The following is a 12,109-nucleotide window of genomic DNA, read 5'->3' on the forward strand; positions in this document are numbered from 1 at the left end:
TGGGAACAGCCCTTGACCAGCACCGTCAACCTCGGGATCGTCGCCCACGTCGACGCCGGTAAGACCAGCCTCACCGAGAGGCTCCTCTACGACACCGGGGCGATCGACCGCCTCGGCCGGGTCGACGACGGCGACACCCGGACCGACACCGGCCGCGTCGAACGCGAACGCGGCATCACCGTGCGCACCGCCGTGGCGCCCTTCCACGTCGGCGAAACATAGGTGAACCTCATCGACACCCCCCGGCCACGCCGACTTCGTGGCCGAGGTCGAACGCGCCCTGACCGTCCTGGACGGCGCCGTGCTCGTCCTGTCGGCGGTCGAAGGGGTCCAGCCGCACACCCGCCTGCTCATGCGGGTCCTGGAACGCGCGCGCATTCCGACCCTGCTCTTCGTCAACAAGGTCGACCGCTCCGGCGCCGACCCCGAACGGGTCCTGGAACGGATCGCCCGCCTGACCGACCGTGCCCTGCCGATGGACCGGGTCGTGGACCCGGGCGGTCGCAAGGCCCGTGTCGTCGCCCACGACCTCGACGCACCCGACCACGCGGCCCGCGTCGCCGAGTTCCTCGCCGAACACGACGAGCAACTGTTGGCGGATCTGGTCGAGGACCGTCCGATGCCCGACGCCGGGCGGCTCCACGCGGGCCTGCGCGACCAGGTCCTGCGCGGCCTGGCCCATCCGGTGCTGTCGGGCTCGGCCGTCACCGGCGCGGGGATCCCCGCCCTGCTCGGGGCGATCACCGGGCTGCTCTCGCACCACCGGGGATCGCCACCGGGGAACGATGAGGAGACCCGGGGCACCGTCTTCGCGATCGAGCGCGCACCCTCGGGTGAGAAGACCGGCTACGTCCGCCTCTTCTCCGGGCGTCTCGAACGACGCGAACGCCGCACGTGGGAGCGGGCCGACCCCGCCGACGGCGAACCGCACGAAGGTCGCGTCACCCACCTTGAGGTGGTCGGGGCCGAACACGACCGTTCCAGGCCGCTGACCGCCGGCGGGATCGGCCGGATCCGTGGTCTGCCGGCCCTTCGGGTCGGCGACCGGCTCGGACCGCCCGTCGCGGCGCACGGGCTCTCCCGCCCCGCGCTGGAGGCCCTGGTCCGTCCCGAACGTCCCGAGGAGGCCTCCCGCCTGCACGCCGCCCTCACCGCCCTGGCCGAACAGGACCCGCTCATCGGGTTGCGCGTCGTGCCGGGCGAGGGGGTCTCGGTCCTGCTCCACGGGGAGGTGCAGAAGGAGGTCGTCGCCGACACCCTGGCCACGGACTTCGGGGTGCGGGCGCTCTTCGGTCGTAGCGCCACGGTCCACGTCGAACGTCCGATCGGCGTCGGCACCGACATCGAGGAGATCGACCCCTCTCGACAGGTGGGGGCGCCGGTCGCGGTCGGCCTGCGGGTGGAGCCCGCGTCCGAGGGCTCCGGCGTGACGTTCCGGCGGAAGACCGAGCTGGGAGCCCTGCCGCCCGCCTACGATCGCGCCGTGGAACGGACGGTGCGCACGGCCCTCGGACAGGGGCTGTACGGGTGGCCGGTGACCGACTGCGTCGTGACCCTGGTGCGCAGTGGGTACGACCCGCCGCTCACCGAGGCCGCGCACTTCCGCCGACTCGTGCCGATGGTCGTCCTGAGGGCGCTGGAACGGGCCGGGACCCGGGTGCTCGCACCCGTCCAGGACTTCGAACTGGAGACCCCGGAGGAGACGCTGAGCCCGGTGCTCTCCCTGCTCGGAGGGCACGGCGCGCGGGTGCGCGAGACCGGGATCGACGGGGACGCCTGGCGGGTGACCGGCGAGATCGCGGCCGCCGAGGCACACCGGGTCGGCGCCGAGATCGTGGGCGTCACCCGGGGCGAGGGCGTGTGGACCACCCGCCCGGCGGGGGAGCGGCCCCTCACCGGTGCCCCGCCCCGCCGACGCAGGACCGACGGCAACCCGCTGGTGCTCGACGAGTACCTGGTCCACCTGGCCAATGCCGGCCGCTCCGCAGCGGACTGACCCCACGCGGTCTGGACCGGACCGTACCGCCGTCGCCACCGACCCCCGGTCTTGGACGATCGCACCAGGGCCGGGGGTCCGATCCGTGGTGGGATCACAACAATCGGATGCCGCTTCGTCTTCTTTTCACGTGGTCTCTTTCGACCGGACATTCACGACGTACATGATGTGGCCGCACGGACCCCCGTGCTCCCCCGAGCCAACGGAAGATAACGGAGAAGGCGTGTTCCCGACCCCTTCCAGACCCGGTCCCCCCGACACCCCCGGAACCCGGCCCGCGCGCCGTGGCCGCGCCCTGGCCACCGGAGCCGCCCTGACCGCCCTGGTCCTGGGCGCCGGCCTGATCACCTCGGTCCCCGCGGCGGCCGCGGCCGACACCCCGCTCATCAGCGAGGTCTACGGCGGAGGCGGTAACAGCGGCGCCCTCCTGCGCCACGACTTCGTCGAACTGGGCAACCCCACCGACGCCGCCGTGGACGTCTCCGGCTGGAGCGTCCAGTACCTTCCGGCCCGTCCCGGCCCCTCCACCCGGGTCCAGGTCACCCCGCTCGAAGGCGAGATCCCCGCCGGCGAGCACTACCTGATCCGCCAGGCCGCGGGCACCGGCGGCGGCGCCGACCTCCCCGAGCCCGACGCCGCCGGTAACACCAACATGTCCGCCACCGCGGGCACGGTGCTGCTCGTGGACGGCACCGGAGCCGTCGAGTGCCGGACCGCCGCCGACTGTGCCGCCGACGAGAACGTCGTCGACGTGCTCGGCTACGGCGCCGCGACGATCTTCGCCGGATCACCCGCGGCCGGCACCGGCAACACCACCTCCGCCTCGCGCGACGAGGCGTTCACGCACACCGGGGACAACGCCGCCGACTTCACCGTCGGCGATCCCACCCCCACCAACTCCGCGGGCGAGACCGCCACCGAACCCGGCGAAGGCGAGCCCGGGGAACCGGTCGAGCCGGGCGAGGACCGCATCCACGACGTCCAAGGCGTCACCCGCACCTCGCCCCTGGCGGGGGAGCAGGTCACCGGCCTGCCCGGAGTGGTCACCGCGATCAACGCCTTCGGCGGCGGCCGCGGCTTCTGGTTCCAGGACACCGAGGGCGACGACGACCCCCGCACCAGCGAGGCGCTGTTCGTCTTCACCGGCTCCACCACGCCCGACGTCGCGATCGGCGACGAGGTCCTGGTCGCCGGACGCGTGAGCGAGTACCGTCCGCAGGCCGGCGCCCAGACCATCACCCAGCTCGAACAGGCCCGCTGGACCACGCTCTCGCGCGGCAACGACCTGCCCGAGGCGATCCTCCTGGAGGAGGACACCCTCCCCACCGCCTACGCCCCCTCGGACGGCGGTGACATCACCGACAGGGAACTCGAACCCGACACCTACGCCCTGGACTTCTGGGCCGCCAACGAGCACATGCTCGTCCGGGTCGAGGACGCCCCGATCATCTCGCCGACCGACGGCTACGACGCCCTGTGGGTGACCACCCGCCCCGACGAGAACCCCACCCCCAACGGCGGCGCCCACTACGGCTCCTACGACGACCCCAACGGCGGCCGGGTGAAGATCGAGTCGCTGCTGGACCGCGCGGAGCGCCCCTTCCCCGAGGCGAACGTCGGCGACACCCTCGCCGGGGTCACCGAGGGTCCCGTCTACTACAGCCGGTTCGGCGGCTACCTGATCCGCGCCACCACCCTGGGCGAGCACGTCTCGGGCGACCTGGAGCGCGAACCGCTCCGTGAGACGGCCCGCCACGAGGTCAGCGTCGCCACCTACAACGTCGAGAACCTCGGCGGCGCCGACGACCAGGAGGCCTTCGACGACCTCGCCGAGGGCCTGGTCACCTACCTGCGCTCGCCCGACATCGTCGGCCTGGAGGAGATCCAGGACAACAGCAGCGAGACCGACGACGGCGTGGTCGACGCCGACGTCACCCTGGACCGTCTGGTCGACGCGATCGCCGCCGCCGGCGGGCCCACCTACGAGTGGCGCCAGATCAGCCCCGAGGACAAGAAGGACGGCGGGGTCCCCGGCGGCAACATCCGCAACGCCTTCCTCTTCAACCCCGCGCGGGTCCAGTACGTGGACGTGGAGGGCGGCGACGCCACCACCCCCGTCGAGGTGGTCGAAGGAGAACGCGGCGTCGAACTGTCGGTCTCCCCGGGCCGGATCAGCCCCGGCGACAGCGCCTGGAACTCCAGCCGCAAGCCCCTGGTCGGCCACTTCCGGGCGCTCAACCGCGACATCTACGTGGTCACCAACCACTTCAACTCCAAGGGCGGGGACCAGTCCCTGCACGGCGTGAACCAGCCGCCGAACCGTACCAGCGAGACGCAGCGCAACGCCCAGGCGGAACTGGTCCGCGAGTTCGCCGACGAGCTCCTGGCGGCGGACCCCCGGGCCAACCTGGTGGTGATGGGCGACCTGAACGACTTCCAGTTCTCCCGTACCCTCGACATCCTCACCGGCGACGGCGCCCTCATCAACCCGATGGTGGAACTGCTGGAACCGAACGAGGGCTACAACTACAACTTCGACGGCAACTCCCAGGCGCTCGACCACATCTTGGTCAACGGCGCCCTGTCCGGTCGGATCGACTACCGGATCGCGCGGATCAACTCCGAGTTCCACGATCAGGTCAGCGACCACGACCCCCAGGTGCTGTGGATCGACACCCGCGCCGGCACCTCGCCCGGCCGGCGCTGAGGTTCCGGAACCGGCGGGGGCATCACGCCCCCGCCGGTTCCGGTCATCCCACGTCCCGTCGGGACAGGACGAACGCGGACAGCCACCACAGGAGGCCGGTGAGGGCCGAGGCGGAGAGCACGATCGCGCCCACCGCGGACGGGTCGATCTCCGCCGAGCCGGAGACGGCCCCGTTCCCCAGGAACGACGCCGAGGTCACCAGGGCCTGGGGGACCAGGTAGGACACCACACCGCCCTCACCGCCGAGCATCGTAGCCACCCCGAGCGCGCACCCGAGCAGCCCCAGGGCCACCGGCGCGGTGAACGACCGGATCAGCATCGACAGCAGGGATTGCAGGGCCGCCACCGGCAGGGCCGCGACCACGGCGAGCAGCGCCACCGGCACGTACTCCCACGGAGGGGCACCCTCCAGCCCGAGCACCCACGTTCCGGTCAGGCCTATCAACACCAGCAGCACCATCTGCATCGCGGTCACCACGAGAGCGAGAGAGACGATCTTGGCCCCCACGATCGCGCTCGGACGCGCGGGCGTGGTCATCAACAGGTTCCAGTTGTTCCCCCGGTGTTCCATCCGCCAGGCGGCGGAGGCCAGCACCGCCACCCCCATCGACATGAAGAACAGCCCGTAGAACAACACCGCCTGGGAACGGTAGGGACCCCAGCCGGAGGAGAGGACGTCCTGGTTGCCGTGGTAGTTCAGGGTCCCGGCGGTGACGGCCAGAACCGGGAGGACGACCGCCACGATCCACAGGGACGAACGCCGGAGTTTGGCCAGTTCGGAGACGATCACGCGGGACCTCCCTCGGCACGGTCCAACCGTCGGCAGGCCGTGAGGAAGAGGACCGCGGCGCCGCCCAGGAACAGGGTGAACAGGACGGGATCCGGCTGGGACTCGATCAGCCGATCTCCCCCCTCCATGCGCAACGGGGAGATGGCCGCGTAGTACCCCCACGGCAGCGCGTACGCCACCCACGAGGGCATGAGCAGGGAGAAGACCGCGTAGAAGGCCCCGAGCAGCCCGACCCCCAGACCCACGAGCTGGTTGTCCACCCGGGCCGCCAGCCACAGGTGCAGACCCATCAGCGCCAGGTGCACCGCCGTCAGACAGAGCGCGTAACGACCCCACAGGAGGAGGGGTGGCGTCGGCTCGATACCGGCGACCGTCCCCGCCAGGATCAGCAGCGCGCACTGCGCCACCACCGTCGAGACCAGGGCCGTGCCCAGGACGAGGGCCTTGGCCCGGCACAACAGCCCCGGCCCCATCCCCGCCGTCCGGGCGAGCGTCCACCCCTGCCCCTGATGCTCGATGTCCACCTGGCGTCCGGCGAGCACCGCGACCAGGATCGGCGAGGTCATCGCCGCGACCATCACGTGGTTCAGCAGGAGCCGCTCCCACGGACGCGCGTCCGGATCGGCGAAACCGGCCCGCGTCGCCTCCGACCCCAGGCTCATCCCGGCCAGGACGACGACGGCCACCACCATCACCAGGCACAGCGCCCACACCCGCATTCGTCGCGTCTTACGGACCTCCAGGTCCACGGCGGTCCGGATCACGACAACCCCTCACGTCCGGTCAGGTCCATGAAGACCTCCTCCAGCGAACGCTCGACCCGGCGTAGACCGTGGACCGGTACGTCGTGGTGGACCAGGTGGCGTACCAGGGCGGCGGTGGACCCGCCGTCCCGTCCGGCCAGCCGCAACCCCTCGCGCACGCGCACGGCGGACAGCCCCGACGCCAGCGCGCGCTCGGGCTCGGGGGTCTCCACGATCAGATCCGGGGCACTGCGGTCGAACAGCTCCTCCCGGGTGCCCTGGAAGATCAGCCGCCCCTGACCGAGGATCCCCAGGACCGACGCCATCCGGTCGATCTCGTCGAGCAGGTGGCTGGAGACCATGACGGTGACGCCCTCTCCGGCCAACGACACCAGCAGAGCCCGGATCTCCTCGATCCCGGCCGGATCCAGCCCGTTGGTGGGCTCGTCCAGGATGAGCAGACGGGGTTCGCGCGCCAACGCCATCGCGATGCCCAGACGCTGCTTCATGCCCAACGAGTAGGCGCGCACCGGCTTGTCCATCTGGTCGCGCAGCCGCACGGTGGCCACGGCCCGCTCCACCCGGCGTTCGGACAGGCCGAGCATCCGACGGACGATCGCCATGTTCTCCCGTCCGGTCAGATGGCCGTAGCCGGGCGGTGACTCGATCAGCGATCCGATGAGCGGGGTGAGCTCGTGCCGGGTGCGGCGGTCCATGGGACGGCCCAGGACCCGGATCTCGCCCCGAGTGGGCCGCACCAGGGACAGCAGCATCTTCATCGTGGTGCTCTTCCCCGAACCGTTGGGCCCGAGAAAACCGTAGACGCGACCTTCGGGCACCCGCAGGTCCAGGGAGTCCACGACCGTGCGCGACCCGTAGGCCTTGGTCAGTCCCTCGGTGGTGATGACGTGACTCATGGAGCCTCCTTCCACCGAGAAGACTCCCGTCGAGGACCCGCGCCGCACATCGGGCCGGGGGACCGGATCCCGCCTCCTACCGGGGGAGGAGGGTGCCCTCAGCGGTCGCGGAGCAGCTCGTCACGGTCCACCACACCGGCCCGGAACGCGAACAGCACGGCCTGGACCCGGTCCCGCGATCCGGTCTTGTGCAGGACGTTGCCGACGTGGGTCTTCACGGTGGGCATGGACAGGACCAGGAGATCGCGGATCTCCATGTTGGTGAGACCGCGCGCCATCAGGGCGAGGACCTCCCGCTCCCGCGGGGTCAACGATTCCAACGCCCGTCGCGTGGCCCGGTCCGCGGGCGCGAACGGACCGGACCGGCCGCTCAACAGAGGGCGTACGTGCCGCAGCAGCCGCCCGGTGGAGCTCGCCGAGATCACCGAGTCGCCGCGGTGGACGGTGCGCAACGCCTCCAGCAGCTCCTCCGGAGGCGTGTTCTTGAGCAGGAAGCCGGCGGCGCCCGCCTCGATCCCCTCGACCACGTACTCGTCGACGTCGAACGTGGTGAGCACGACGATCCGGCACCGCTCCCCGGCGTCGACCAGGGCACGAGTGGCGGTCAGACCGTCGGTCCCCGGCATGCGCACGTCCATGAGCAGCAGATCCACCGGGTCGGCGCGCTGACGTTCGATCGCGGCCGAGCCGTCGCCGGCCTCCCAGACCACCGTCATGTCGGGCTGGGAGTCGATGACCATCGCCAGTCCCGCGGTGAACAGCCGTTGATCGTCGGCCAGCCCCACCCGGATCACGCGTCCTCCCAGGGAACGATCGCCCTCACCCGCCACAGACCCGTGGCCGGATCCTCACCGACCTTCAGGGAACCTCCGTGGAGGGCGACCCGCTCGCGCATACCGATCAGGCCGTGTCCCGAAGCCCCGTCCTCGCCCTTCCGGCCCTCGGGCCCGGGCCGGTTGGTCACCGTGACCACGATCCTTCCGGAAGAACGGTCCAGATCGACGCGCGCGCTCACGGCCCCCGCGTGCTTGAGGGCGTTGGCCAGGGACTCCTGGACGATCCGGTAGACGGTCAGGGAGACACTGGCGGGAGGGGCGACGACCTCTCCCGGCGGCGGAACGTCGACCAGCCGGACGTCGAGCCCGGAGCTCCGATGGTCGTCGATGAGTGAGGGAAGGTCGTCCAGGCCGGGAACAGGGGAGGGGGCGGGGTCGTCCTCGACGCGCAGCACCCCCAGGAGTCGATGCAACTCCCGTGAGGACTCCCGACCCACACGGCCGATCGTCTCCAACGCCGTCACCGCCCTCTCAGGGGACGTCCGCGCCGCGTAACGCCCTCCGTCGGCCTGGGCGACGACGACGCTCAACGAATGCGCGAGAACGTCGTGCATCTCCCGGGCGATACGGGTGCGCTCATCGAGGGCGGCCAACCTCAGCTCCCGCTCCCGACCCTCCTCCAACAGGCGGGCGTGCTCCACGAGACGGTCGACCTCCTCCCGACGGCGCCGACGGACCGTGCCGAGCAGCGCGAACAGCAGCGTGGTGCTCCAACCGGCCACCACCGAGGTGAGCCGGGCACCGAGATCCTCGACCGGCGACAGACCCGGAACGAACAGGAAGGCCCAGGCCGTACCGGCCAACAGGAGGGCGAGGACCACACGGCGACCGGCCGGGCCCAGCTCCGTCCGCGACGTGTAGGCGCAGACCAGGACGCACACCACCGACAGCACCGTGAACATGCCCGACCACAGGACCTGGATCAACAACAGGACCGCCAACGCCGTCAACGCGGTCCACGGTCGGATCCGCCGCACGCTCAACGCGGCACAGCAGGCCAGGGAGAGAGCGATATAGAGGAGGGCGTCGACGGGCGTCTCCGAGGAGAACGGCCAGAGCGACATCGACAGGACGAACCAGAGGAGCGCCCAGAGCGCGTCCACGGCGAACACGTGGCGACGCGCCCAGGACGAGGCACGGTCCGGGAACGGGCGTGACGACGGGACGGGCATGCCGCCCCACGCTACCGAGGGCACCACCGGCCCGGCCTCATGCCCCGGTACGAGATCCACCGCGACGACCATGGCGTGGATCACCCGATGGGAGGCGCGGGGTTGCCTATCCTGGGAGGTCCGTACCGCCCACCCCAGGGAAGCGAACGATGAACGTACTGCTCACCGGTGGGGCCGGCTACATCGGCTCCCACACCGCCGTCGCGCTGCTCGAGGCGGGCCACGAAGTGGTCGTCGTCGACTCCCTGGTCAACAGCCACGAGGAGGCGCTGCACCGGGTCGAGCGGATCACCGGACGCGCGCTCACCTTCCACCGGGCCGACTGCACCGACCCCGAGGCGCTGCGCGAGGTGTTCGCCCGGAACGACATCGACGCCGTCATCCACCTGGCCGGCCTCAAGGCCGTGGGCGAGTCCACCGAACAGCCGTTGCGCTACTACCGCAACAACCTCGACGCGCTGCTCACCCTCTGCGAGACCATGGACGCCGCCGGCGTGCGCGACCTCGTCCTCAGCTCGTCCGCCACCGTCTACGGAGACCCCGAGCGGGTGCCCATCCCCGAAGACGCACCGCTGTCCACCACCAACCCCTACGGCAGCACCAAACTGTTCGCCGAACGGATCCTCGACGACCTCGCCACCGCCGACCCCCGTTGGCGGATCGTCTCCCTGCGCTACTTCAACCCGATCGGCGCCCACCCCAGCGGCCTGATCGGCGAGGACCCGCAGGGCATCCCGAACAATCTCTTCCCCTACATCGCCCAGGTCGCCGCCGGACGGCGCGACCACCTCAGCGTGTTCGGCGACGACTACGACACCCCCGACGGCACCGGCGTCCGCGACTACCTCCACGTCATGGACCTGGCCACCGGCCACCTGGCCGCCGTCGACCACCTGGCCGACGCCCCGGGCCACCGCGTCTACAACCTCGGCACCGGACGCGGCACCTCCGTCCTGGAGGGCCTGCGCTCCTTCGAACGCGCCACCGGCTCCCCGATCCCGCACCGGGTGGTCGACCGCCGCCCCGGCGACATCGCGGTCTGCTACGCCGACCCGGCCGCCGCCTCCCGCGACCTGGGCTGGAAGGCCGAACGGACCGTCGACGACGCCTGCCGAGACGCCTGGCGCTGGCAGTCCACCAACCCCGACGGCTACACGGACCGACCCGCCCCGGAGCCCGTGCCGGGCCGCACACCGGACCAGGCGTCCTGAGCACGGTGAACGGCCTAGACTGAGAGGACATCCCGATTTTCTGTGGAAGGTCCTCTCCGTGTCCGTTGGTGCTGAGAGCACGTTCGACACCGTCCTCGTCGTCGACTTCGGTGCGCAGTACGCGCAGCTGATCGCACGGCGGGTACGGGAATGTCACGTGCACAGCGAGATCGTCCCCTCGACCATGCCGGTCGAGGAGATGCTCGCGAAGAACCCGAAGGCCATCATCCTCTCCGGTGGTCCGTCCTCGGTGTACGCCGAAGGGGCCCCGAGCGTGGGGGCCGAGCTGTTCGAGACCGGGGTCGCGACCTTCGGTATCTGCTACGGCTTCCAGGCCATGGCGCGTGCCCTCGGCGGTGTCGTCGACAAGACCGACCTGAGCGAGTTCGGCCGTACCCGGCTGACCACGACCGGCGACTCGATGCTCTTCGACGGGCTCCCCGAGGAACTGAGCGTGTGGATGTCGCACGGCGACTCCGTCGTCCAGGCGCCCGCCGGCTTCAAGAGCACCGCCGGGACCGAGGGCGCCCCGGTCGCCGCCTTCGAGGACGCCGACCGCCGCCTGTTCGGTGTCCAGTTCCACCCCGAGGTCATGCACAGCGAGCACGGCCAGGAGGTGCTGCGCCGCTTCCTGTACGAGGGCGCCGGCTGCCGGCCCACCTGGACGATGGTGAACATCGTCGAGGAACAGCTCGACCGCATCCGCGAACAGATCGGTGACAAGCGCGTCGTCTGCGCCCTGAGCGGCGGGGTCGACTCCGCCGTCGCCGGAGCGCTCGTGCAGCGCGCCGTCGGCGACCAGCTCACCTGCGTGTTCGTCGACCACGGCCTGCTCCGCAAGGGCGAGGCCGACCAGGTCGAGAAGGACTTCGTGGCGATCACCGGCGCCCGCCTCAAGGTCGTCGACGCCGAAGAGCGCTTCCTCTCCGCCCTGGCCGGCGTGACCGACCCGGAGGAGAAGCGCAAGATCATCGGCCGCGAGTTCATCCGCGTCTTCGAGCAGGCCGCCCGTGAGGTCGTCTCCGAGAGCGGCGAGGACGGCAGCGAGGTCGAGTTCCTCGTCCAGGGCACCCTGTACCCCGACGTGGTGGAATCCGGCGGCGGCAGCGGCACCGCCAACATCAAGTCGCACCACAACGTGGGCGGACTCCCCGAGGACCTCCAGTTCACCCTGGTGGAGCCGCTGCGCGAACTCTTCAAGGACGAGGTCCGCCGCGTCGGCGAGGAACTCGGACTGCCCCCCGAGATGGTGTGGCGGCAGCCCTTCCCCGGCCCCGGCCTCGGTATCCGCATCATCGGCGAGGTCACCAAGGACCGGCTCGACATCCTGCGCGAGGCCGACGCCATCGCCCGCGAGGAACTCAGCCGCGCCGGCCTCGACCGCGACATCTGGCAGTGCCCCGTCGTCCTGCTCGCCGACGTCCGCTCGGTGGGCGTCCAAGGCGACGGCCGCACCTACGGCCACCCCGTGGTGCTGCGCCCCGTCAGCAGCGAGGACGCCATGACCGCCGACTGGTCGCGCGTGCCCTACGACGTGCTCGCCCACATCTCCAACCGGATCACCAACGAGGTCCGCGAGATCAACCGGGTGACGCTCGACGTGACGAGCAAGCCCCCGGGCACCATCGAATGGGAGTAGACCTCCCCTGAACGACACGGAACCCGGCGCCTCAGGCGCCGGGTTCCGTGTTTGTCGGGGGGTTGAGGTGGGAGGTCGTGTCACCCTTACACCCTGCT

At 71.0% G+C, this 12,109-nt stretch carries 10 protein-coding genes; 5 read left to right on the plus strand and 5 right to left on the minus strand.

The window, feature by feature from the left end:
• The first annotated feature begins 12 nt into the window (after nt 1–12).
• From TR33_RS27505 to TR33_RS16720, 3 genes are all read left to right on the plus strand, one after another.
• Nucleotides 13–222: a GTP-binding protein gene (locus TR33_RS27505; protein ID WP_369386044.1), complete on the plus strand. Its 210-nt coding sequence runs from the start codon at nt 13–15 to the stop codon at nt 220–222.
• A gap of 37 nt (nt 223–259) precedes the next feature.
• Nucleotides 260–1,996, plus strand: coding sequence for a GTP-binding protein (locus TR33_RS16715; RefSeq protein WP_369386045.1), 1,737 nt, complete (start codon nt 260–262; stop codon nt 1,994–1,996).
• 223 nt (nt 1,997–2,219) lie between these two features.
• A complete protein-coding gene (locus TR33_RS16720) occupies nt 2,220–4,703 on the plus strand; it encodes a DUF8508 domain-containing protein (protein WP_042283993.1) in 2,484 nt (827 codons plus the stop codon).
• 43 nt (nt 4,704–4,746) lie between these two features.
• Here the strand turns inward: TR33_RS16720 and TR33_RS16725 are convergent, their stop codons facing one another.
• The 5 genes from TR33_RS16725 to TR33_RS16745 all read right to left on the minus strand — a co-directional run bounded on the left by TR33_RS16725 (nt 4,747) and on the right by TR33_RS16745 (nt 9,161).
• Nucleotides 4,747–5,493, minus strand: a complete 747-nt coding sequence (locus TR33_RS16725) for an ABC transporter permease (protein ID WP_017533355.1) — start codon at nt 5,491–5,493, stop codon at nt 4,747–4,749.
• The gene (locus TR33_RS16730; RefSeq protein ID WP_017533356.1) at nt 5,490–6,257 is read right to left on the minus strand and encodes an ABC transporter permease; all 768 of its coding nucleotides are present in this window, start codon (nt 6,255–6,257) and stop codon (nt 5,490–5,492) included. Before TR33_RS16730 ends, TR33_RS16725 begins: the two co-directional genes overlap by 4 nt.
• Nucleotides 6,254–7,153, minus strand: a complete 900-nt coding sequence (locus TR33_RS16735) for an ABC transporter ATP-binding protein (RefSeq protein WP_017533357.1) — start codon at nt 7,151–7,153, stop codon at nt 6,254–6,256. Before TR33_RS16735 ends, TR33_RS16730 begins: the two co-directional genes overlap by 4 nt.
• A 98-nt stretch (nt 7,154–7,251) precedes the next feature.
• Nucleotides 7,252–7,947 carry a response regulator gene (locus TR33_RS16740; RefSeq protein ID WP_042284033.1) on the minus strand — a complete coding sequence of 232 codons (696 nt, stop codon included), beginning with the start codon at nt 7,945–7,947 and terminating at the stop codon, nt 7,252–7,254.
• Complete coding sequence (locus TR33_RS16745) at nt 7,944–9,161, minus strand: sensor histidine kinase (protein ID WP_042284035.1); 1,218 nt, start codon at nt 9,159–9,161, stop codon at nt 7,944–7,946. Before TR33_RS16745 ends, TR33_RS16740 begins: the two co-directional genes overlap by 4 nt.
• A 149-nt stretch (nt 9,162–9,310) precedes the next feature.
• Here TR33_RS16745 and galE point away from each other — a divergent pair, with 149 nt between their 5' ends.
• On the plus strand, nt 9,311–10,372 hold the full coding sequence (gene galE / locus TR33_RS16750) for a UDP-glucose 4-epimerase GalE (RefSeq protein WP_017533360.1): 1,062 nt from the start codon (nt 9,311–9,313) through the stop codon (nt 10,370–10,372).
• A 58-nt stretch (nt 10,373–10,430) separates the two neighbouring features.
• A complete protein-coding gene (gene guaA / locus TR33_RS16755) occupies nt 10,431–12,011 on the plus strand; it encodes a glutamine-hydrolyzing GMP synthase (protein ID WP_042283996.1) in 1,581 nt (526 codons plus the stop codon).
• Nucleotides 12,012–12,109 lie beyond the last annotated feature (98 nt).

This window comes from Nocardiopsis alba, assembly GCF_000710955.1.
In the GTDB taxonomy this organism is placed as follows: domain Bacteria; phylum Actinomycetota; class Actinomycetes; order Streptosporangiales; family Streptosporangiaceae; genus Nocardiopsis; species Nocardiopsis alba.

Coding starts and splice junctions, on each gene's coding strand:
- TR33_RS16745 (WP_042284035.1), bottom strand. CDS start 9,161: ATGCCCGTCCCGTCGTCACGCCCGTTCCCGGACCGTGCCTCGTCCTGG.
- galE (WP_017533360.1), top strand. CDS start 9,311: ATGAACGTACTGCTCACCGGTGGGGCCGGCTACATCGGCTCCCACACC.
- TR33_RS16735 (WP_017533357.1), bottom strand. CDS start 7,153: ATGAGTCACGTCATCACCACCGAGGGACTGACCAAGGCCTACGGGTCG.